The sequence below is a fragment of the Nostoc sp. ChiQUE01b genome, assembly GCF_034531255.1.
Taxonomy (GTDB): domain Bacteria; phylum Cyanobacteriota; class Cyanobacteriia; order Cyanobacteriales; family Nostocaceae; genus Nostoc.
Genome location: NZ_JAVRBM010000038.1, coordinates 33,232 through 56,221, shown reverse-complemented (window position 1 = coordinate 56,221; position 22,990 = coordinate 33,232). Strand labels below are relative to the sequence as shown.

At 42.4% G+C, this 22,990-nt stretch carries 21 protein-coding genes; 12 read left to right on the top strand and 9 right to left on the bottom strand.

The window, feature by feature from the left end:
* Nucleotide 1 precedes the first annotated feature (1 nt).
* The 3 genes from RMY63_RS23295 (at nt 2) to RMY63_RS23285 (ending at nt 4,894) form a co-directional block, all read left to right on the top strand.
* Nucleotides 2–2,284: a response regulator gene (locus tag RMY63_RS23295; protein WP_322731000.1), complete on the top strand. Its 2,283-nt coding sequence runs from the start codon at nt 2–4 to the stop codon at nt 2,282–2,284.
* Nucleotides 2,285–2,907: 623 nt separating this feature from the next.
* The gene (locus RMY63_RS23290; RefSeq protein ID WP_322730981.1) at nt 2,908–3,831 is read left to right on the top strand and encodes a hypothetical protein; all 924 of its coding nucleotides are present in this window, start codon (nt 2,908–2,910) and stop codon (nt 3,829–3,831) included.
* 58 nt (nt 3,832–3,889) lie between these two features.
* On the top strand, nt 3,890–4,894 hold the full coding sequence (locus tag RMY63_RS23285) for a zinc-binding dehydrogenase (protein ID WP_322730980.1): 1,005 nt from the start codon (nt 3,890–3,892) through the stop codon (nt 4,892–4,894).
* Nucleotides 4,895–5,167: 273 nt separating this feature from the next.
* Here the strand turns inward: RMY63_RS23285 and ychF are convergent, their stop codons facing one another.
* The 3 genes from ychF to yidD form a co-directional block, all read right to left on the bottom strand.
* Nucleotides 5,168–6,259: a redox-regulated ATPase YchF gene (ychF, locus tag RMY63_RS23280; protein ID WP_322730979.1), complete on the bottom strand. Its 1,092-nt coding sequence runs from the start codon at nt 6,257–6,259 to the stop codon at nt 5,168–5,170.
* A 44-nt stretch (nt 6,260–6,303) separates the two neighbouring features.
* The gene (locus tag RMY63_RS23275; protein ID WP_298904917.1) at nt 6,304–6,531 is read right to left on the bottom strand and encodes a hypothetical protein; all 228 of its coding nucleotides are present in this window, start codon (nt 6,529–6,531) and stop codon (nt 6,304–6,306) included.
* 374 nt (nt 6,532–6,905) lie between these two features.
* The gene (gene yidD, locus RMY63_RS23270; RefSeq protein ID WP_292779533.1) at nt 6,906–7,142 is read right to left on the bottom strand and encodes a membrane protein insertion efficiency factor YidD; all 237 of its coding nucleotides are present in this window, start codon (nt 7,140–7,142) and stop codon (nt 6,906–6,908) included.
* Between the two features lie 61 nt (nt 7,143–7,203).
* On the opposite strand from yidD, the gene RMY63_RS23265 reads away from it, so the two are divergent.
* Both RMY63_RS23265 and RMY63_RS23260 read left to right on the top strand, forming a co-directional pair.
* Complete coding sequence (locus RMY63_RS23265; protein ID WP_322730978.1) at nt 7,204–7,905, top strand: SEC59/DGK1/VTE5 family protein; 702 nt, start codon at nt 7,204–7,206, stop codon at nt 7,903–7,905.
* A gap of 798 nt (nt 7,906–8,703) precedes the next feature.
* Nucleotides 8,704–9,399 (top strand): class I SAM-dependent methyltransferase, encoded by a 696-nt coding sequence (locus tag RMY63_RS23260; RefSeq protein ID WP_322730977.1) that lies wholly within the window; start codon nt 8,704–8,706, stop codon nt 9,397–9,399.
* Between the two features lie 407 nt (nt 9,400–9,806).
* Here the strand turns inward: RMY63_RS23260 and RMY63_RS23255 are convergent, their stop codons facing one another.
* Complete coding sequence (locus RMY63_RS23255; protein WP_322730976.1) at nt 9,807–10,733, bottom strand: alpha/beta fold hydrolase; 927 nt, start codon at nt 10,731–10,733, stop codon at nt 9,807–9,809.
* A gap of 468 nt (nt 10,734–11,201) precedes the next feature.
* On the opposite strand from RMY63_RS23255, the gene RMY63_RS23250 reads away from it, so the two are divergent.
* The 4 genes from RMY63_RS23250 to RMY63_RS23235 all read left to right on the top strand — a co-directional run bounded on the left by RMY63_RS23250 (nt 11,202) and on the right by RMY63_RS23235 (nt 14,542).
* Nucleotides 11,202–11,756: a thioredoxin family protein gene (locus RMY63_RS23250; RefSeq protein ID WP_322730975.1), complete on the top strand. Its 555-nt coding sequence runs from the start codon at nt 11,202–11,204 to the stop codon at nt 11,754–11,756.
* A 71-nt stretch (nt 11,757–11,827) separates the two neighbouring features.
* Nucleotides 11,828–12,556, top strand: a complete 729-nt coding sequence (gene pyrH / locus RMY63_RS23245; RefSeq protein WP_069074277.1) for a UMP kinase — start codon at nt 11,828–11,830, stop codon at nt 12,554–12,556.
* Nucleotides 12,543–13,091: a ribosome recycling factor gene (gene frr / locus RMY63_RS23240; protein WP_322730974.1), complete on the top strand. Its 549-nt coding sequence runs from the start codon at nt 12,543–12,545 to the stop codon at nt 13,089–13,091. The genes pyrH and frr overlap by 14 nt, the downstream gene beginning before the upstream one ends.
* A 329-nt stretch (nt 13,092–13,420) precedes the next feature.
* Nucleotides 13,421–14,542 (top strand): geranylgeranyl reductase family protein, encoded by a 1,122-nt coding sequence (locus RMY63_RS23235; protein ID WP_322730973.1) that lies wholly within the window; start codon nt 13,421–13,423, stop codon nt 14,540–14,542.
* A gap of 189 nt (nt 14,543–14,731) precedes the next feature.
* Here RMY63_RS23235 and RMY63_RS23230 read toward each other — a convergent pair whose 3' ends face one another.
* Nucleotides 14,732–14,965 (bottom strand): EF-hand domain-containing protein, encoded by a 234-nt coding sequence (locus RMY63_RS23230; RefSeq protein ID WP_322730972.1) that lies wholly within the window; start codon nt 14,963–14,965, stop codon nt 14,732–14,734.
* Nucleotides 14,966–15,572: 607 nt separating this feature from the next.
* Between RMY63_RS23230 and RMY63_RS23225 the strand changes: the two genes are divergently transcribed.
* Nucleotides 15,573–15,836 (top strand): hypothetical protein, encoded by a 264-nt coding sequence (locus RMY63_RS23225; RefSeq protein WP_322730971.1) that lies wholly within the window; start codon nt 15,573–15,575, stop codon nt 15,834–15,836.
* A gap of 57 nt (nt 15,837–15,893) precedes the next feature.
* On the top strand, nt 15,894–17,432 hold the full coding sequence (gene lysS, locus RMY63_RS23220) for a lysine--tRNA ligase (RefSeq protein ID WP_322730970.1): 1,539 nt from the start codon (nt 15,894–15,896) through the stop codon (nt 17,430–17,432).
* Nucleotides 17,433–17,532: 100 nt separating this feature from the next.
* Here lysS and purF read toward each other — a convergent pair whose 3' ends face one another.
* Nucleotides 17,533–19,032 carry an amidophosphoribosyltransferase gene (gene purF, locus RMY63_RS23215; RefSeq protein ID WP_322730969.1) on the bottom strand — a complete coding sequence of 500 codons (1,500 nt, stop codon included), beginning with the start codon at nt 19,030–19,032 and terminating at the stop codon, nt 17,533–17,535.
* Here purF and RMY63_RS23210 point away from each other — a divergent pair.
* The gene (locus tag RMY63_RS23210) at nt 19,031–19,174 is read left to right on the top strand and encodes a hypothetical protein (protein WP_322730968.1); all 144 of its coding nucleotides are present in this window, start codon (nt 19,031–19,033) and stop codon (nt 19,172–19,174) included. The genes purF and RMY63_RS23210 overlap by 2 nt on opposite strands.
* Nucleotides 19,175–19,374: 200 nt before the next feature.
* Here RMY63_RS23210 and purL read toward each other — a convergent pair whose 3' ends face one another.
* The 3 genes from purL to RMY63_RS23195 are packed head-to-tail and all read right to left on the bottom strand — an operon-like array spanning nt 19,375 to nt 22,518.
* Complete coding sequence (gene purL / locus RMY63_RS23205) at nt 19,375–21,780, bottom strand: phosphoribosylformylglycinamidine synthase subunit PurL (protein WP_322730967.1); 2,406 nt, start codon at nt 21,778–21,780, stop codon at nt 19,375–19,377.
* Nucleotides 21,781–21,815: 35 nt separating this feature from the next.
* Nucleotides 21,816–22,217: a type II toxin-antitoxin system death-on-curing family toxin gene (locus tag RMY63_RS23200; protein ID WP_322730966.1), complete on the bottom strand. Its 402-nt coding sequence runs from the start codon at nt 22,215–22,217 to the stop codon at nt 21,816–21,818.
* The gene (locus tag RMY63_RS23195) at nt 22,204–22,518 is read right to left on the bottom strand and encodes a hypothetical protein (protein ID WP_322730965.1); all 315 of its coding nucleotides are present in this window, start codon (nt 22,516–22,518) and stop codon (nt 22,204–22,206) included. Before RMY63_RS23195 ends, RMY63_RS23200 begins: the two co-directional genes overlap by 14 nt.
* Nucleotides 22,519–22,990 lie beyond the last annotated feature (472 nt).

The window sequence follows — 22,990 nt, the reverse complement described above, 5'->3', positions numbered from 1 at the left end:
AATGGCAGGTGAAAATATTATTAAAGTCTTGTTAGTAGAAGACAACCCTGGTGATGTCTTATTGTTACAAGAGTTATTCAAAGAAGTTACCACAGTTGTAGTTGAATTGATGCCAGTTGAGCGGCTTTTGGAAGCACTCAACTACCTAACAAACGAAACTTTTGATGTTATTTTATTAGACCTCTCGCTCTCAGATAGCCAGGGATTACAAACCTTTGTCATTGCTCACAATCAGGCACAAGCAACTCCAATTATTGTGCTGACGGGTATAGACGATGAAACCCTGGCAATTAGGGCAATGCAAGAAGGAGCGCAGGATTATTTAGTGAAGGGGCAAGTAACTGGCGACTTGCTAGTGCGTTCTATGCGTTATGCCATCGAACGTCAACGGGCAGACAACGCACTGCGGCAGAGTGAGGAGCGATTTCGAGTTGCCCTGAAAAACTCTCCAATCTTTGTCTACAACCAGGATAGGGATTTACGGTACACCTGGGTTTACAATCCCTCCTATGGATTGACAGTTGAGGAAATATTGGGCAAACAAGACTTAGATATCATCCCAGTAGAAGATGCTCAACATCTGATTACAATTAAACGTGGGGTGCTGACTACAGGTATCGGAACGCGAGAGGAAGTATCAATTACCATCAAAGATACAACACGATATTACGATTTAACTGTCGAGCCACTACGGAATGAAACCCAAGAAATTGTCGGGGTGACATGCGCCAGTATAGATATTAGCGAACGACAAGCTGCGCTACGCGATCGCAAATTGGCAGAAGAAAAAATTCGTGAACAAGCAGCATTACTAGATGTCACCACAGATGCCATTTGCGTCCGAGATTTAAACAATCAAATTATCTTCTGGAACAAAGGTGCAGAAACACTTTACGGCTGGCAAGCTACAGAGGCTTGGGGCAAAAATGCCAGCGAGCTTTTGTATGACGAACCTTCACCGGAAATTGAAGCGGCTCTATTGCAAGCCCTTAGTCAAGGGAAATGGCAGGGTGAGTTAACAAAACTTACTAAAACGAACAAAGAAGTTCTTGTGGCTAGTCGCTGGAGTCTGGTATGCGATGAACAAGGAAAACCCAAATCAATTCTCACTGTTGACACAGATATTACTGAGAAAAAACACCTAGAAGCCCAATTATTTCGCGCTCAACGCCTGGAAAGCATTGGCACTTTAGCTAGTGGTATTGCTCACGACCTCAACAACATCCTGACACCGATTTTGGCAGGAGCGCAACTGCTACCGCTGAAATTTCCCAATGCAGATGAGCGGACTCGTCATCTACTAGAAATTTTAGAAATTAACGCTAGACGCGGTGCTGATTTAGTCAAACAGGTGCTGTCCTTTGCGCGGGGTGTAGAAGGGAAGCACATCACTTTGCAACTCAAACATATAATTGTGGAAATTGCCAAGGTTCTTAAAGAGACATTTCCCAAATCGATAGAAATTAGCACTGATGTACCGCAAGATTTATGGATGGTTTCTGGAGATAGTACCCAACTGCATCAAGTGCTGATGAACCTCTGCGTTAACGCCCGCGATGCTATGGCTAATGGCGGTACTTTGAGTATCTCTGCCGAAAATATGTTGATTGACGCAAATTATGCCCGCATGAACCTAGAAGCCAAAGAGGGGCCTTACATAGTAATTACTGTCTCCGATACTGGAGTTGGGATTCCGAAAGAAATGCTAGATAGAATTTTCGAGCCATTCTTTACTACAAAAGATGTTGGACAAGGCACTGGTTTAGGACTTTCCACAGTACTAGGGATCATTAAAAGTCACGGAGGTTTTGTGAACGTCTATAGTGAACTGGAAAGTGGCACTAGCTTTCAGGTTTACTTACCAGCCGTAGAGGGAATGGAAACAATTAGCCCTGAAAATTTGCCACCACAGACAGGACATGGAGAATTGATTTTGGTTGTGGATGATGAAGCCGCCATTCAAGAGATTACGATAACTTCATTAGAAGCTCACAACTACAAAATCTTAGTTGCCAATGATGGCATTGAGGCGATCGCATTATACGCTCAAAATAGAGACAAAATTAGTGCCGTCCTCATGGATATTATGCTGCCCTCACTGGATGGTTTAACAGCCATGCGTACCTTGCAAAAAATCAACCCCCAAGTCAAAATTATTGCCAGCAGTGGACTTATGTCTGACAATAGGCTCAGTGCAGTAGCAGCTATTGGTGTCAATACATTTTTGTCGAAGCCCTATACTGTCAACGAATTATTGCTTTCTTTACAGAAAGTACTATCGTGAGTCAAGTAATTACGTAATTATCCTGTTAGCTATGAGTACAAAAAGCTGCTTTATTGATCTGGGTGCAAATTGCTTGGATTTGATATGATTGAGCATCTGTTAACACACTCCTTTTACCGATACTCACCGAATTTTAGATTTTAGATTTTAAAAAATGGAATTGAAGATTCTCTCATTTAAAATCTAAACTGGTCAGAAGCCCACGCCACTTGCTTCCCCGAAGGGGTACAAGCCGGAGAACCCGTCCAACGCAGTGGCTCCCGAATTTAAACGCGAGAATAAATCCTCTCATCCAAAATCGAAAATTTTTAATTGAAGAAAGAGCATTCATGAGCCACTGCGGTCTTCTCCCAAAGGGAGAGGCTAGCGCCTTCTCTACGAGACGCACTTGCGAACGCGGAGCGTCTCGTAGAGAAGGGGTCTCCCCAAGTAGAGGAGGCAGTGCGGTCTTCTCCCAAGGGGAGACGCCAAGGGCGATAGCGCCGGCGGCAAGCGAGTCATCGAGCGTCTGGGGTCTCCCCAAGTGGAGCAACTGCCGTCAAGTGGCGTGCATGGAGTTAATCTAAAATCCTTGCATCCAAAATCCAAAATCCAAAATTGTTTGACAGCTTGACTAAATCAATATGTCTCGGTTTCTTAAGTTAATCATCAATATAGTAGTCTTAGGTGCATTGTTACTCATATCCCAGCAAGTTTGGGCGCAAGATTGGCGTCCGGTTCGCAGTGGCATCCCTTTCGGTATCAGTGGTATAGCTTTGATAGAGCAACAAAGGAATACGCTCGATTTTCTGATTGTCCATGACAACAAACAAAAAAACCAAGGTCGTTTAGCAATTATTAAGATTAAGCGTAAGAACCAACCTGAATATTTTCCATTGAACTGGCCGAGTAACATAGAATTACCCATCGATTTAGAAGCTTTAACATCTGTTCCAGAAAAAACAAAATTTTCATTTATTGCTTTAACTAGTTCTGGAAAAGCTTATTACATCAGATTAGAGCCTGCTAATAAGACCATCTCTATTATCAAGGAATTCAATCTCCCAGGAATTATTCAAGGAAATAATTTTGAAGCATTTGGATTACAAAATATAGATGGTAAATTAGTTGCTATTTGGGGACATCGGGGTGAAGGAGAACAACCAGCAACTATTTTTTGGGGAATATTTGACTTAGCTAAATATCAAATTACCCTCGCAGGTTCTGCCAATCTAAAAGTACCGTTTCCATCTGGCAATGTTCGCCATATTTCAGATATTAAGGTAGACCCCGTAGGAATTGTGTACATCACCTCAGCAAGTGATGCCGGAGATGATGGCCCATTTCAGTCAGCAGTGTATGTTGCTGGTTACTTGGAATTGCGTAGCAACAAAATTGTATGGCGGCAAAATTCTCAACTTGTTCCGCTTTACCGCTCTAATTACCACAAAATTGAAGCTATGGAACTTGTTCCCGGTGCAGAAGGCGGTGTAGTAGTTGGTACAGACGACGAGAATTTGGGTTCTTATGTGTACATTGTGGGTGGAAAAGGTACAGAGCAGGATTAAGATTTAGGAGTAGCAGCTGGTAAGTGAGATTTAAACTGATACCAATTATTTGGAAATAATGATGAACCCCAAGACTTATAAAAAACTAGTTGTCAAACAGTTAAGCCGAGATTTTAGAAGCGCTGTCGATATTGTTGAAGTTGATTTTCCTATACCTGCTCCCAATGAGATTGTCGTGCGTAATTTGTTTGCTGGAGTGAATGCTTCGGATGTCAATATTGCTGCTGGGGTGTATTTTGTAAATACACCACCATTCGATATAGGAGTTGAAGCTGCATCTGTTGTCGTTGCTCTTGGTAAGAATGTACAGCATCTGAACATAGGTGATCATGTTATTACTTTTCGAATAGGAGGTGGATACCGCGAGTATTTTTCAATTGATGCTACTCAAGTTATTCCGATTAAAGAAGCGACTCCAGAAATACTGACTGTTGTGGCTAGCGGTATGACTGCTGCAATTGGTTTAGAAGTTGTTGGAGAAATCAAAAGCAGTGATGTGGTATTAGTAACAGCCGCAGCGGGTGGTACGGGTAGTTATGCTGTCCAACTCGCCTTGCTTGCAGGTGCTCACGTGATTGGAATATGCCGATCGCAAGCAAAAGTTGAATTTCTCAAGCAGCTTGGCTGTCATCGAGCGATTAATTACTCTCAAGAAAATCTTGATGAAGTTCTCAAAAAAGAATATCCCCAAGGCATTGACTTAGTTTATGAATGCGTTGGGAGTGAGTTGTTTGATATATGTGTTGATCACCTGGCACAGCGCAGTAGATTAGTTATCGTCGGATATATTTCTGAATATTTATCATCAGAACTAGAGTTGGTAAACCGTCCGAGAATATACAACAAATTACTATGGAAATCAGCCTCACTACGCGGCTTTCTCTTGCTTGACTATTCAGAATATTTACAAGAGAAACAGTCTCGACTGATGGAATTATTATCGACAGGTAAAATTAAACCTGCTGTTGATTCAACAGAATTCAAAGGAATAGAGTCTATAGTTGACGCTCTGGAATACTTATATAGTGGTCAAAATTGTGGTAAAGTTATTGTTCGTTTTTAACAACAATTATCAACCTATACCACTTATAAAAACTAACAACTGACTAATGACACTAAAAAGCGCTCCCCTTTTGGAGAGCGCCTCTCGTTTTATTTGACCTAATTAGGGGTTGCAACTATATTTTGGGTAAAGCTTGTTTATTTGCGATCGCCAACCAGTTTCCTTAAACATTAATATGCATATATCGAATACTTTGTCAATTTATTTAGAGCGATCGCAACTTGGTGTAGATTGACCATTATTTTATCGATAATGGCCACTCATTAATTACCGCTACACATTAAATCGGAACAACATTACATCCCCTTCCTGCACAACATACTCTTTCCCTTCACTGCGAACCAACCCTTTTTCCTTCGCAGCATTCATCGAACCGGTTGTTACCAAATCTTTATAAGCAACAGTTTCAGCGCGAATAAATCCCCTTTCAAAATCACTGTGAATTACACCAGCAGCTTGAGGTGCAGACATTCCCGTATTAATTGTCCAAGCGCGGGTTTCTTTGGGGCCCGAAGTAAAATATGTTCGCAAGCCTAAAAGGGTGTAGGTTGCACGAATCAATGATTTCAAACCGCCTTCTTCCACACCTAAAGATGCAAGGAAATCCGCTTTATCTTCATCTGGTAATTCCACTAATTCAGCTTCCACTTGAGCCGAAACTATCACAACTTGGGCATTTTCAGTTGCTGCAATTTGCCGCACTGTTTCTACAAAATGATTACCAGTTGCCAACTCATCTTCAGATACATTCGCAGCGTAGATAATCGGCTTATAAGTGAGCAAATCCAGTCCTTTAATAATTACTGTTTCTTCTTCATTCAAGCCCACCTGACGCACCGATTTCCCTTCATTTAAAGCCGCAGCTAATTTTTCTAAAACTGTGATTTCAAATTGTGCATCTTTGCTAGTACGAGCTTGTTTGCGAGTGCGGTCAATTCGCCGCTCAATTTGTGATAAATCTGATAAACCCAGTTCTATATTAATGATTTCAATATCTCGCGCTGGGTCAACAGAACCCGCAACGTGGATAATATCGTCATTTTCAAAACAACGTACCACATGGACGATCGCATCAACTTCCCGGATGTGGGACAGGAATTGATTCCCTAGTCCCTCACCCTGACTTGCACCTTTAACTAAACCGGCAATATCCACAAATTCCACCCGCGCCGGGATGATTTGTGCCGAACTGGCAATCTTAGCAAGAACATTTAACCGTTCATCCGGTACTGCGACAACGCCGACATTCGGTTCAATCGTGCAAAAAGGGAAGTTAGCTGCTTCTGCTTTGGCATTAGCAACTACAGCATTAAATAAAGTAGATTTTCCGACGTTGGGAAGTCCGACAATTCCGGCTCTTAGCATTTTGGATTTTAGATTTGGGATTTTGGATTACATTACCAAGGTAACTAAACAGGTTCCGGTATGGTTTGGGGAATTGGTGCTGGAACTGTTTGAGGAATCGGAGCAGGTACTGGTTCTGGTACAGGCCCCGGTAAAGGTTGGGGTATCGCTGGCCCCGGTACAGGTTCAGGACTCGGTAACGGATTCGGTTCAGGATTGGGACTCGGTAGCGGACTCGGGCCAGGAGTAGGAATTTGTGGTTCGGGTATAGAAATCGCAGTAGGATTAATCATGGTAAGTCTAAGTTAAATTATTCAACCTTACTTAAAGTAGATGACAACCTCAGCTGTTGACATCTCCCCAAATGGCTATACGCACGAACACTTCCTTTAATAATTTACCGTTTTAAATGCTCCAGGTACCAAACTAAACGCAAAGGTACGCAGAATCTAATTCGTAGCGAATGGACTAAAACAAACTTTGCGTTCCTCTGCGCTTCCCTCTGCGCGACGGCAGTCGCTCATGGGGGAAACCCCCAAGACCCTTACGGGTTCGGCAGTTGCTTCAAGTCGGGGAACCCGCCCAACGCACTGCCTCACCGCGCTGCCTCCCCTCTGCGTTTAAATTCCACCCCTCAATTCAACACCATACGCAAAGCTCTACTAAACTACTGCTCCTTTACCTTTTCTACCACCTCTGGCACTGGATCGTAACCACCTGGATGAAACGGATGACAGCGCAAAATCCGCCGAGTTGCCATCCAGCTACCACGCAACACTCCAAATCGTTCAATAGCTTCAATAGCATACATCGAACAAGTTGGTTGAAAGCGACAAGTCGGCAGAAACAACGGCGAGATAAACATTCGGTAGCCCCGAATCAGCCAAATCAATAATAATTTCATTGCAGCTACCCAAATCTTATAAATTAGTAACAGGGGTAAAAATTTTCATTTTGTCGCATCTTTGTTAATTACATTTTCTGAATTCACCTCAATTCCGGTTTTCTGGCTGCAAATTGCGTTGGCTGCAATCTGGGTGTTACTCATCCTCCTGATTGCATGGGTAGTAAACCGCTTCACCGCCAACCCAGAAATCGTGCGGAAGATAGTTCATATTGGCACTGGTAATGTGATTCTAATCGCCTGGTGGCTCCATATTCCCGCCAGTGTAGGGATTACAGCTTCTATTTTAGCGAGTGCAATCACCTTATTATCCTACCGATTGCCCATTCTTCCTGGTATTAATAGCGTTGGACGGCAAAGTTTAGGGACATTTTTTTACTCTGTCAGTTTCGGTATTTTAGTTGCTTGGTTTTGGTACTTGCAACAACCCCAGTACGCAGCACTAGGGATTTTGGTAATGACTTGGGGAGATGGATTAGCAGCCTTGATTGGACAACGTTTTGGTACACACAAGTATAAAGTTTTTGGCACAGACAAAAGTTGGGAAGGCTCCCTAACTATGATGCTTGTTAGCTATGTTGTCAGCAGTTTGATTTTAGTTGGAACTCAAGGAAACAGTTGGCAAACTTGGGCAGTATCACTGTTAGTAGCAGTTATAGCTACGGCTTTAGAGGCTGTTTCATTTTTGGGTATTGACAATTTGACAGTTCCTTTGGGTAGTGCAGCCCTTGCCTTCTTTTTAAGTAACTTAGTTCTTAGTTAATAATCTTCTTGAGCGCCATTCCTAATTGTTCAGGACTTACGCAAAAACTCTCTGCAACTCTTATTTCTTCTCTATAAAACACCCAAGGGACTGCCTTTTCTACGAGACGCTATGCGTAGCTTGCTTTTCTGTAGGGTAGGCTATCGGTGATGCTTAAACCTTTAGCAATAAGTAAAGGCTAATGAGATTATTTTTGAAATTATTGAGAATAGACTGTTATTATTGACATGATATGGCCGCCCTGACTTTGTGCCGAGCAGGTAGGCGAACAACTTGGGACTCACAACTTTTAATAATTCAAACTAATATAAAATATTTTCTACTATAAGTATTTTTAATCTAACCTCTATTGATAGCGCGTTTTTTCAACTCTCGTGAGACAATACTCTGGAGTCTGGTTAGTCATTCAATTTATCAAATTTTTTAATCTACTTAAAATTTCAGCTTAGGGTCTTTCAGATTTGACATTTATCAATTGCAGTTCTAACACTAATTGCATTGATGAATCGAATTTTATTCGCTATTTCAGGCATCTCCCAAAATCTGAGGATTTCTTAATTTTTATCTCCTGAGAGTCATGAAAGCTGTTTACGGACGCGCTCGCTTCCGTTATGGATGGAAGAAACAAGTCAAATCCTCTTTCCTCCTGCCTTGTTTTTTTAAAGAGCGATAGTCGATAAATTATTGGTTTAGTCTAGATTTTGCACACGTGTAAAACTTTTAAACGCACTTCTTCAACATTACATAGTGTTCCCGCTAATTTCTATTCTGCTTCTGTAACGCTAAAAGGAAAAAATTATGAGTATATCTAATAAAATAGCCCAAAAAATAAGTAATTATGATAATCCTAAATCCATCGGTTCAAAGTTTAGAAACAAACGAATCGCAACTTTAGTTTCGATAATTGAAGAAACTTATAAAAAGCATGGATTAGTTAACATACTTGATATTGGTGGAAGAAAAAATTACTGGAATATATTACCCAAAGAATTATTGAAGCTAAATAAAGTTCACATAACTATTGTTAATTTACCTGGAGAAATTTTACCAGCAACTGAAGAACATTATAAATTTATTTATGGAGATGCTTGCAACCTGAATAATTTTCCAGATAATTCTTTCCATATAGTTCATTCTAATTCTGTAATTGAGCATGTTGGAAATTGGCAAAATATGATGAATTTTGCTAAAGAAGTTAAAAGGCTAGCACCAAATACATATGTACAAACACCATATTTTTGGTTTCCAATAGAGCCACATTTTATGTGTCCTTTTTTCCATTGGCTACCGAGGCCAGTAAGAATTAGTTTAATTATGCGTTTTGATTTAGGAAATCACAAACGCTCTCAAACAGTTAACGAAGCTACCGCCAAACTTGAAAATTATCGTTTGTTAGATAAAAAAATGTTACAAGAGTTATTTGTCGATTGTTTTATCAAGCATGAAGTAGTTTTTGGCATGACTAAATCTATCATAGCTATTCGTAATGAATAATAGAGTATTGGGGATACCGCGACCATGACCGACGATATTCCAGAAAACGCTGTTACTAAGCTAATGCGCGTCTAGATTGTACATTTTTGCATTCAGACTGTCCTTTGTCATTGGTCATCTGTCCTTTGAAATACAAATGACTAATGACCAATGACCAATGACAACTCTCACGACTAAATATACAAATTAAATGCGTAACAGCTTACTACTAAGTAGGCTTTGCCTACAAACTATCTAGTCCTGTAGTTTAAACTTTGCAATTAGCAGGCGAGGAGAAAATTTATAAAATTCTCAATTATTTTATCTGATAAAAGCCTGAAACTATTGCTTGGCAATGATTTCAGGCTTTTATTCCTCGAATTTCATATTTATTAAATCTGCTTTAATATCTGCCGAATGTGGGTAAATTATGCCTCTAATTTTGCCGAGTCTATTAGCAGCGATCGCTCCAAAATCCAATCGAGTAAAATCGAATTGACTAACTCCGGCGCTTCATCCTGCGGACAATGCCCCACTCCCTCTAAAGGAATAAACTTTTCTACTTGCGGAAAGTTAGCTAATTCTCTCCCTAATTTAATTGGTTCCCACGGATCGGCCGTTCCCCACAAGATAATCGCTGGACACACTAGCAGTGGCAAAAGGTCTTCAGGTAATGGCCCTGTAGAATAAGAAGTAAAAGCAAGAAACACAGCCCCAGCCCCCGGATCGCTTGCTGGTGAAGTGAGAATATCTACTAACTCATCTGTCACCATCTCAGCATTGGCATAAGCTTGCAGCAGAATTTTCCGCACAGTTTTTGGTTTGGCGAGTTGATTGAAAAAGAAATCACCCACTGGTTTAATAGATAGCACCCGTTGCAGCAAAGGCGCTCCATAACGACGAGATAAAGGTAAAGTTACCCGTTTGCGATCGTGCAACAGCCGTAAAGAACAGTTGAGCAAAGCAACTCCCAAGGCAACATCTGGGTTGCTTACTGCTGCTTGCATGGCGACAATACAGCCAATGGAATTTCCGACTAAAAAAGCTGGCTCACCCACTACTTCACGGCAAAAATCTGCTACCTGCTGTCCCCAGGTTTCTAGTGTGTAGGTAATTTTTTCACCAGGTTGAGGTTTTGCGGAAGCGCCAAAACCAATCAAATCGATCGCATAAACACGGCAATTTTCTCCTAATATAGGAATATTTTTTCGCCAGTGCCACCAAGAAGCGCCAAATCCATGCACCAAGATAACAGCTGGGCCAGTAGTTCCTTGAGTTTGATAGCAGATTGGAAAATCTTGCCAAATCCAGATTTTTGTAGAGTTAAGTGCTGTTTTTGAACTTGAGGTTGTCATGGTAAATTTAATGTAAAGAATGCTAAAAGCTTTTCAGCAGCAAAGCACAAGTAAAATTGTTTTTAATTTGCATAAAATTTATCAGATTTTCAAAATACACCCTTTGCTCTAGTGATAGCCTATACATATACCACAAAAGCTTCTAGGCTGATAATACTAGCATTAAGCTGATAATTTTATCCAGTATAGAGAGTTTTCATCTTGTTGATAAAGGTAACTTACTCATAACTGAGATTATGTCAGTATTAGAAATCATAACTTTTCTAATATGAGTAATATTTGGGTTATTTTTTAGATGTGAGTGAATTAGCATCAGTGCTAGATTCAGTAGTTTCACAATTCACGATCGCAAATTTGGTCTATAAGATTGGCGAATATGAGGCATCGGCTAAGGGGTGGTTTGCAACTGGAAACTGACGCTGAATTTAACAATATTTTTCTTGTTCCTAGTTCTGCGAGCCAGAAATTATGAATCTACTAGAAACAATTGATACTCCCGTTGGGAGCTACGCACCAGATTTTGAATTGCCAGGAATTGATGGTCAAGTACACCATCTCAGGCGTTATCTTGAGAAGTTCCGAGCAGTCGGCGTTATTTCCATGTCTAACCACTGTCCTTATGTAGAGCGGTATTTAGGCAGGCTGAAAAACATTCAAGCCGAATTTGCCCCAAAAGGCTTCACACTAATTGGACTCAATGGTAGTAATGTTGACTACGACACTAAATCAAGCTTTGAAAATATGAAAGCTTTTGCCCGATGTCACCAGTTGAACTTCCCCTACCTGTGGGACTCAACGCAAGATGTGACCGGTAGTTTCGGCGCAACAAAAACCCCAACGGCTTTTCTCATAGATACTAACGGTATAGTCCGTTACAAAGGTAAAATTGATAATCATCCCCAAGAGCCATTATCAGTGAGAGAGGATTATTTGAGAACTGCGATCGCTTCTCTGTTTAAAGGTAAAGAAATAGCCATACCACAAACAGAACCAGTAGGTACTACATTGATTTGGCGTAACTAGACATAGATAGTCCCTGTAACTGTTATCTTAAATTGGAGGCAATTGCAACTTTTTTGATAAAGCGTAACTTCATGGGAACCAATTACCGACGGGTTTTACTCAAACTGAGCGGTGAAGCCTTAATGGGCAACATGGGCTATGGCATTGATCCAGAAGTGGTCAAAGGAATAGCACAAGAATTAGCAGAGGTGATAGCCACTGGTACTCAAATCGCCATAGTTGTTGGCGGCGGCAATATTTTTCGTGGCGTCAAAGCAGCGTCGGCGGGGATGGACAGGGCAACCGCTGACTATATCGGGATGATTGCCACGGTAATGAATGCCATGACACTGCAAGATTCGCTAGAACGCATAGGAGTACAGACGCGAGTGCAAACTGCGATCGCTATGCAAGAATTAGCGGAACCGTATATCCGTCGTCGTGCCATCCGTCATCTTGAAAAAGGGCGGGTGGTAATTTTTGGTGCTGGTTCTGGAAATCCCTTTTTTACTACAGATACGACTGCGGCATTAAGAGCAGCAGAAATCGATGCTGAGGTGATTTTTAAAGCTACCAAAGTAGATGGGGTATATGATGCCGATCCTCATATTTATCCTGACGCTAAACGTTACAATAGCTTAACCTACGCGCACGTTTTAGCCAAAGATTTGCGGGTGATGGATAGTACTGCGATCGCCTTGTGTAAAGAAAATAATATCCCAATTCTGGTATTTGACCTAACGGTGCGAGGAAATATCCACCGAGCAGTCTTGGGAGAATCCATCGGCACGCTTGTAGGAGGTTCTTGTGAAATTAGCTGAAGCTGAAAGTACGATGCAAAAAACCGTTGAGGCAACTCAACGAGCTTTTAACTCGATTCGCACTGGTCGCGCCAATGCGAGTTTATTAGATAAGGTATTGGTAGACTATTACGGTTCGCCTACTCCCTTAAAATCACTGGCAAATATTAGCACGCCGGATGCTACGACGATCTTAATTCAACCCTACGAGCGCAACACCCTAAACATCGTTGAGAAGGCTATTTCCCTCTCAGATGTGGGTTTAACACCCAGTAACGACGGTTCTGTAATTCGGTTGAATATTCCCCCCTTAACGAGCGAACGCCGTAAAGAATTCGTCAAAATGGCATCCAAGTATGCTGAAGAGGGTCGTGTTGCTATTCGCAACATTCGCCGCGATGCCATAGACGCCATTCGCAAACAGGAGAAAGCCTCTGAAATCTCCAAAGATGAATCAAAAGACCAACAAGACAACTTGCAAAAACTGACAAATGAGTATACCGCCAAAATAGACGCACTGTTGGCAGAAAAAGAAAAAGACATCACGACTGTTTAAAGTCTCAAGTCTTAAGCATAAAGGCTGAAGGATAATGGATAAATTCTTCAGCCTTTATCATTTCTTAGGTATAGCAAGGGACTGGGGACTGGGGACTGGGGATTGGAGAATTTGAACCTTTGAGCCTTTGAGCCTGAAGCTTGAGCTTTTGAGCCTGAAGCTTGAGCCTTTGAACCTGAAGCTTGCACCTTTGAACCTGAAGCTTGCACCTTTGAGCCTGAAGCTTTAAGTTCTAAGCCTCCCCAATCCCCAGTCCCCAATCCCCAATCCCTAATCCCCAGTCCCTTTTACTAGAAAATAAACTAATTGAGGAGCAAAAATTCAGCCTTATGTACGACTGCATTATCGTCGGCGCTGGGCCAGCTGGTGGAACAGCTGCATATCATTTAGCCAAACAAGGTCGCTCAGTATTAGTGTTGGAAAAAGAATCTCTGCCAAGATATAAACCTTGTGGCGGTGGCGTATCTCCAGCGATCGCTCAATGGTTTGACTTTGATTTTAGCCCAGCGATTTCTGTAAAAGCCAACTCCCTTCGTTTTACCTGGAAATTGGGCGACCCCGTGGAAGCAAAAATCGCCACCAAAGAACCAGTCTGGATGGTGCGACGAGATATTTTTGACCATTTTCTAGTGCAGCAAGGACAGAAGCAAGGTGCTGAACTACGAGATAATACGGAAGTAACTGGTATTGAATTTCAAAGTGACTATTGGCAAGTTAACACAGCCAATGGCCCAGTTACAGGTCGCTATTTAATCGCGGCTGATGGTGCTAAAGGCCCAATGGCAAAATGGCTAGGTTTCAAAGAACGTAAACGTCTGCTCACAGGGGCTTTAGAGGCAGAAATCCCTGGCATTATAGAAAATCAACCCGTAATTCATTTTGAGTTTGGCTTGGTCAAAAACGGCTATCTCTGGAACTTCCCCAAAGCTGATGGTTATTCCATAGGTGTCGGGACGTTTATTGGTCGTCAACCCCAGGACTTCAAAAAGATTTTGGATGAGTACGCCAAATCGTTGAATGTAGACCTCAAAACCAGCAAACAATATGGTCATCCCCTATGTATTTGGGATGGTAATCAAAAGCTGCACACGCAAAATGCGGTTTTAGCTGGGGAAGCTGCTTGTGTGGTTGATCCCATGACAGCAGAAGGCATTCGCCCCTCAATTTTTAGTGGTTTACTCGCAGCCGCAACCATTAATGAAGCACTTTCTGGTGACACTAACGCTTTAGAAAAATATAGCGAAGCCATTAATGAAGAGTTGGGTACTGAGATGGCTTGGGCACAAAAATTAGCTGGAGCATTCTATCGGTTTTCCAACATTGGCTACAAAGTTGGTGTTAAGCATCCCTTGGCTCCCCAGATCATGGGTAAGATTATGTGTGGAGAACTGCGCTATGGCGATGTTGCCAGTCGTGCCCTGAAGCGTTTAATTCCTGGTTTTGGAGGTTAATTAACCAGATAAGTTACTTGAGCAACTTGCTTAAAGTTAGGCAAACTTCCGCCAGACTAGGTATTTCTCAATATGGCAATTTACGTTAGTTGGATAGCAAAGTGTCACTAAGGGGCAAATAAAGGCAAATCCCTCAATAGTTGCCTAGAGAGGGATTTTGGAGTGAGTGTGGCGTTGATTTTTTGACTGCTAGTTTAAATTATTTGCTTTCTCAACTGCTTCCTTTAACTCTTCAAAGGTAATACTACCGTCTTTGTCTGAATCATACTCTACTAGTAACTCCTGGGGACTAGTGGTATTTGTTTCTGATGAGATGATTGCACTTAAGCCAGGACTTAAAAAAAGATCGTTAATGGAGACTTTGCCATCTTGATCGCCATCTAACTTATTAAAAAGAGATTGAAGCTCTTGCTCGGTTGTCATAAATATTTTATCTGAATTAATTTTTCAATTTAATATCTCAAAATCTTGACAAAGACGCAAGGACAGTTAAGGAAAATTTATAGTTTGAAAACACGCCCTGCAATGCCTGCGGCGGGCTACGCCTACGCACGCACCTCAAGGACAAGTATCTTTCACTGCTAACTTTTGTAACATCTATAAATTAATCTTGCCCTCTTTAGCATGACAGCTACCCGTTAACTGAGCAATATTGCTTTCGACACCTTCATTCCTCACTACCTGGCTCATTACCACTGCTGTCAGCAGTTCCATCCAGAATGCTTTTGAACAGTTCGTCAGGAGTCATTCCCCGCTTTTTCGCTATATACTCCAGCATTCTTTCAATTTCAGATTTCCTTTCCCTAATTCTAAAGTTGATGACTGAAGCACCTTGAGCTGCTTTGCTGCAATCGTTTAACCATGCTCAAACTGTCAGCCAGTCATCATGTTCATTTAATGAATCTATTTTGAAACAGGTTTGGCACATTTTTGTTTCACCTTTGTTTCAAAATCCTACAAAATTTGATATAATAGGGGTTTTAGTAAATTTTGCTTTTTTCTGATAAGATTTGACTAAAGCAAAAAGCCAGTGCGTCCCGTGGAAAGTTCGGCACTGGCTGTTGCTCCAAACTCAATGGAGACTTATCTTATTATGCCCTATCGAGATGATCTCAATAGGTGGTTAGTTGTGCGTTTGCTTGCCAACATGCAACGAGTTGTTGTGGCTCATTACCGAACAGAATCAAATGCTGATGGATATTTGCGGGTTATTCAACGCTTAATACCCGATGGCAAATTTTTGGTAGTATTTGATGGCGACATCAAATCTGACGTTTGTAAAGATTGCAGATAATCGTCCCACTTGATTGGAGCATCTATAATTAATCTTGCCCCCTGAAAGTTCGTTACCATGTCGGAAGAAGATATCCGAGCCGCGAGGCTGGAGAAAGTAGAACAACTCAAGCAGCTAGGGACTAACCCTTATGCCTATCATTGGGAATCTACCCATCATGCAGCACAGTTGCAAGAAAAGTTTGCCGATTTAGTCAGTGGTGAAGAAGTTGATTTAGAAGTTGCCATCGCCGGACGTATTATGGCGCGTCGCGTTTTCGGTAAATTGGCTTTCTTTACCTTGCAAGATGAAACCGGTACAATTCAGCTTTATCTGGATAAAAATCGCATCCAAGAAGGTATGGCAGATATTGATGCCGATGCCTTCAATCACCTGAAGCAACTTACAGATGCAGGCGATATATTAGGAGCCAAAGGTACTATTAAACGGACTGAAAAGGGCGAGTTATCTGTCTACGTTAAACAATATACTATCCTCACTAAATCCCTGTTGCCCCTACCCGACAAGTGGCATGGATTAACGGATGTTGCCAAGCGCTATCGTCAGCGCTACGTTGACTTGATTGTTAACCCAGAAGTGCGGCAAACTTTCCGCCGTCGCGCTCAAATTACTGCTGGTATTCGCCGTTATTTAGAAGAACGGGATTTTCTGGAAATTGAAACACCAGTTTTGCAAAGTGAGACTGGAGGTGCAGACGCACGTCCATTTATCACCTACCACAACACTTTAGAAATGGAGTTGTATTTGCGAATTGCTACAGAACTTCATCTCAAACGGCTGATTGTGGGTGGTTTTGAAAAGGTGTTTGAATTGGGGCGGGTTTTCCGCAATGAGGGAATTTCAACTCGACACAATCCTGAATTTACGACAATTGAAATTTACCAAGCCTACGCCGACTACAACGATATGATGGCGCTGACAGAAGGAATTATTACCACTGTTGCCCAAGAGGTACTCGGCACATTGGAAATCACCTATCAAGGGGAACCGATAGATTTAACACCACCTTGGCGGCGGGTAACAATGCACGATTTAGTTAAAGAATTTACGGGCTTGGATTTTAATTCGTTCCAAAATTTGGAAGAAGCAAAAACAGCAAGTAAAAATGCTGGTATTCCTGGTATAGATGAAGCCCAATCAATTGGAAAGTTATTAAATTTAGCCTTTGAAGAGAAAGTAGAAGCTAATTTAATTCAACCTACCTTTGTAATTGATTACCCTGTAGAAATTTCGCCCCTAGCAAAACCTCACCGTTCTGTGGCTGGTTTGGTGGAAAGATTTGAATTATTTATAGTCGGGCGAGAAACTGGGAATAGCTTCTCAGAACTTACCGATCCCATCGATCAAAGAGAACGCTTAGAAGCACAAGCGGCGCGGAAAGCTGCTGGCGACTTAGAAGCCCAAGGTGTAGATGAAGATTTTCTGACTGCTTTGGAATACGGTATGCCACCTACAGGTGGTTTAGGGATTGGGATCGATCGGTTAGTGATGTTATTAACTGATTGTGCCAGTATTCGGGATGCGATCGCTTTTCCCTTACTCAAGCCAGAAAAATCAGAGTCATCCCCAAATGAAGCCAGTAATAACAATTCGTAATTGAACTGGGGACTAGGGACACTTCGACAAGCTCAGTGCATCGCTGGGTACTGGGGAAGATTTTAACTCTTCCTCCTCATCTGCCTAATCCCCCCAGTCCTTATACCACTACCTTTTCTAAGATCAGCTTAGAACGTTTCACTTGCTCAGGAATCGCCACGGGATAATCTCCGGTGAAGCAGGCAGAACAGAAACTATTGGTGTCTTCTCGTGTCGCTTCTAGCATTCCCTGCCAACTCAGATAGGCGAGGCTGTCTACTTCCAGTTGCTTGGCAATTTCTGTTACTGACTTGGTAGCAGCAATTAGCTGATCCTGAGAATCGGTATCGATGCCATAGAAGCAGGGATGAGTTACAGGTGGAGAAGAAATTCGCATGTGTACTTCTACTGCACCTGCGTCACGTAAGGTTTTGACTAGTTTACGGCTGGTAGTACCCCGTACAATCGAATCATCTACAATAATTACTCGTTTCCCTGCCAGTACATCTTTGAGGGGGTTGAGTTTCATCCGCAGACCCGATTCCCGCATCATTTGGGTTGGCTGAATAAAGGTTCGCCCAACATAGCGATTTTTAATTAGTCCTTCGCCGTAAGGAACACCAGACGCTTGGGAAAATCCAATAGCAGCAGGTATACCAGAATCAGGAACACCAAAAACAATATCGGCATCTACAACAGATTCTTTAGCTAACTGGTGTCCTAATCGCATTCGATAGCTGTACAAACTCTCGTTGTGCATGACGCTATCAGGGCGGGCAAAGTAAATCATTTCAAAGATACACAATTTCCGCTCGGACTGTTTACTCCAATGATAAGAAGCTAAACCTTCTTCAGTAATCCAAACTAATTCACCTGGTTCTACGTCTCGCAGGTATTCGGCTCCAATGATGTCTAAACCACAAGTCTCCGAAGCCAAAACGTAACGGACTGGATTACCAGCCAAAGTACCGATTACTAAGGGGCGGATTCCATTCGGGTCACGGACACCCATAACGCCGACGGGAGTGCCAATAACTAAACTAAAGGCTCCTTGGCAACGTTGAAATGCCTGAATTCCACCTTCTAGCCAATCAGCGCCTGTATCTATGGCTTCTGCGATCGCAAAAGCGATCATTTCTGAGTCTGTTGTTGTGACTAAGTTACATTTATTCTCAAGCAACTCTTGACGCAGTTGCACAGTATTGACTAAATTACCATTATGTGCTAGGGCTAATGAACCTAAACGGGTTTTTAGTATTGCGGGTTGGGCATTAACTTTGCGGCTAGAACCTGTGGTGGAATAACGAGTGTGACCAACAGCAAGACTACCAGGCAATTGATCCAAGACAGATTCATTAAAAACTTGAGACACCAAACCCATGTCTTTGTAAAGATGTACTTGTGTACCCTCAAAGGTGGCAATACCAGCTGATTCTTGACCCCGATGCTGGAGGGCATACAATCCAAAGTAGGTCAGTTTAGCAACGTTTTCTCCTGGGGCGTAGATGCCAAAAACACCACAAGCTTCTTCTGGCTTGTCAGGCTGATTTTCATGACTATTGATTGGGTTGTTGGTCTGGTCGGGGTATTCATCCGAAGTGACAGAATGAATAGAAATCATGCTAGCTTTACTCCTGGTGGGGGGTGAATCAATCTTGGATTTGAAATTGACGATTTTGGATCGATCGCACCGTAGTAAGGATGCGGCTTGGAATTTAAGAATGGCTATTTTAGATTTTTTGCCCAGTAAGAACAAGATATGAACTAGAAGCGACGCCCCTAATCCAAAATCTAAAATTCAAAATCTCAAATTGGTAGTCAGTCACTGGGATTATATAGATGGCTGGGGAGTTCTTAACAAATCTTTAACCATCCATTAAAACACTACCGTAATTTTGCTCAGAGACGCTAGTCAAAGAGGGAAGAGTTAGGAGTTATGCTTTTTATTCCTAAATCCTCACTTTCAACTCTTAACTTCTTGGGTGGTAGTAGTGTGGATGGCGATACGTCTGGCGATCGCATGGAAATAGCGATCGTTCATATCTTCGATACTAACTTTGATTAAGGTTTGGTTATCAGTAGTGAAAACCCCCAAACCCGTCTCAAAATTACCAACTACACCGAGTTTTTGCCATTCTTGACTCAGATGTTCCTGTAAATATGATTCCCAAATTTCTTGTTGTGCTGATGCTACAGAAACTAAAATTCTGGCACCACCTTCGGCAAACAACACCTCGTCGAGGCGGTTTAACTGTGTTGGTGGTATTTCTAAATTGATTTCGACACCAAGATTGCCAGCAAGACAACATTCTGCTATGGCGATCGCCACTCCTCCCTCAGCAGAATCGTGGGCTGAACGTACCCAACCATTACGAATTCCTTCACGACAAACTTTCTGGACACGGCGTTCCAAGTCAAAATCTACCCGTGGTGGTTTTCCGGCAACAGTATCGTGGATAGTGGCTAAATATTCAGATGCTCCCAAACTGATTTTAGATGCCAGAGGCAATCCGAGAAGATAAATCACATCACCAGATGCTTGCCAACCTTGACCACAAATTTTGGTTATATCAGGAATCAAGCCCACCATTCCAACAACAGGAGTAGGATAAATGGGTTGTGGGATGCCTTGAGAATCAAGAGTTTCGTTGTACAAAGAGACATTACCCCCTGTGACGGGTGTTGCCAATTCTCGACAACCTTCCGCCAAACCGCGACAAGCTTCTGCCAATTGCCAGTAACCAATGGGTTTTTCTGGAGAGCCAAAATTTAGGTTATCCGTCACAGCCAGAGGTTCTGCGCCCACACAGCTAAGATTGCGTGCAGCTTCTGCCACCACTGCCTTAGCTCCTTCGTAGGGGTCAAGATAAACATAACGAGGATTGCAATCTACCGTGGCCGCAACACCGCGTTGGACATTGGGAATTCTTCTCTGCTCCTCTGCCCCCCCGCTCCCCTGCCCCCTATCCTCTTCCAGGGGGCGTAAACGGATAACAGCTGCATCTGCACCACCTGGTAGCATAACTGTATTATTTTGTACTTGATGGTCATACTGACGATATACCCAACTTTTAGAAGCGATCGTGGGTGTATCGAGCAAAGTTAAGAGAATATCATTCCAACTTTGCAGTCCTGCTGGAAGTTCGATTCCAGCAGTTGTAGAAGGAGGTAGGGAATCAGCAGTCCATTCCCAAGCTTGACGCGCATATTCTGGTGCTTCTGCCAGTAACTCCCGATTATATAGTGGGGTATTCTCCGCCAAAGCCTCGGCGGGAATTTCTGCTGCTACTTCACCCTGAAAGAGAATCCGCACGATGGGTTCAGCGACGACTGTACCAGCAACAACGGCTTGAAGTCCCCACCGATGGAAAATGTCAATTAATTCTTGCTCACGCCCTTTATGAGCAACAAACAGCATTCGTTCTTGAGATTCCGAAAGCAGATATTCATAAGGAACCATTCCTATTTCTCTGACGGGAATTTTATCTAAATCTAGTTCAATTCCCACACCGCCTTTTGCCGCCATCTCTGAGGTAGAACAGGTGATCCCTGCTGCTCCCATATCTTGGGCGGCGACAACTGTACCCGTCTTAAATGCCTCCAGACAAGCTTCAATTAACGACTTTTCCAAAAAGGGATCGCCCACTTGCACAGCAGGGCGATCGTCTATAGATTGATCGCTCAATTCTGCACTCGCAAAACTCGCGCCTCCCATGCCGTCGCGCCCAGTGGTGGAACCAACATACAGCACGGGGTTGCCTAAGCCAGATGCTCCAGATTTGACGATTTCTGGCGTTTCCATCAACCCTAGTGCCATAACGTTCACTAGAGGATTTCCAGAGTAAGCAGAGTCAAAGTAAACTTCGCCGCCAACGGTGGGTACTCCCACACAGTTACCATAATGAGAGATTCCTGCTACTACACCACTAAATAGTCGTTGGGTTTTGGGATCTTCTAAGGAACCAAAGCGTAATGAGTTTAACAGGGCAATGGGACGCGCACCCATTGTAAAAATATCTCTGAGAATGCCTCCGACTCCCGTTGCAGCTCCTTGAAAGGGTTCGACCGCTGAGGGATGGTTGTGAGATTCAATCTTAAAAGCTAGTTGGAGTCCGTCACCCAAGTCTACAACACCAGCATTTTCACCAGGCCCCACCAGGATGCGGGGGCCATCGGTAGGAAATTGTTTGAGTAGAGGTCGAGAATTTTTATAACAGCAATGCTCTGACCACATCACGCCAAACATTCCCAGTTCAGCTTTATTGGGATGACGGCCTAGCCGACGGACAATTTCTGCGTATTCTTCTGGTTTAATACCTTCAGCAGCAATTTCTTGGGGGGAAAAGGCTGGTTTTGAGGTTGCAGTCATGGAAGTAATGCACTCTGGGGGGACAGAGCATTATTCTATCGATTTACTTGCCCTGTAAGTGCAGTTCCAGAAATGCAGATAATTCTTGTTTGGATATTTCTTTCTGAACTACTAGACATCTCCAAGTTGTAAGCTTGCTCTTGAGATAGGTTGAGAGTGTAGCCATTTAAGCTTATGAAGGTATCCATAACCGCAAATGCAGTGCGCTTGTTGCCATCAATAAACGGATGGTTCATTGTTAAATGGTAGAGGTACGCTGCTGCTTGCTGGTAAATTGTTGGATGGAGAAGTTCACCGCCAAAAGTAGCTTGAGGTTGTGCCAGTGCTGAATCTAGCAAACCTTTGTGTCTGACACCTGATGTTCCACCAAAGCTGTTTATCTCATCTTGGTGAATGTCTAGGACTTGAGAAATAGAAATAAATCTAGGAGTCTGCAAGACGACGATAAACCTCCTGCCATCTCTGTTTAGAAGCTAAATAAGCCTGCAACACTTCTTCATCTGAGGCAATCTGATTTGAGGCAGTATTTTCTAATTTGTCTTCATTTTGTTCAATTTCGCGGAAATATTCGGCAAAATCAGGAATATTTAATAATATTTTTTCATTAGCTTCACTTTCTTCTGTTTTTTGTAGATAAGCAATAATTGCAACTGCTACTCGCAACTTTTCAGGAGAAAGTTGACGCAAACGGCTTTCGGCTTCTGATAAATAATTGCTGTGCTTTTGATCTGTTGCCATCGTTACCCCAAGCTAGGTTTTTTGCCAGTTGTGAATCACTTCTGCTGCTACTCTAACTTATCGCGCTATTGTGATTTACTCAATGAAGGTGATCGCACTTTTACTTTCCTGTAGATTGAAGCGCGATCGCTCTTTAATTTAAACTCTAACTAAATACTTGTATTTCCATCTTGGTAAATATTGGCAGAAGATGCTTGTGCAGCCTTTCTTACAAGCAAACTTGTTTCTTGGATAAAGGGTAGTAAAACCCCAAAATGCACTCAACAGGATTATTCCGACAATAAGGTAGACAAGATGAAGATCATTAGCACACCAAATGCTTTAGTCTTTAAAGATAACTTGATTTTTTAATCTTGGTGAAATTTTTAGCTCTTTTACTTACGTGAATCTAGTGTCCACTCAGAGATTATTCGGGTATATACAGTTTAGATGTAACAATCAAGTGACGAGAATCACACATATCAATGATTAG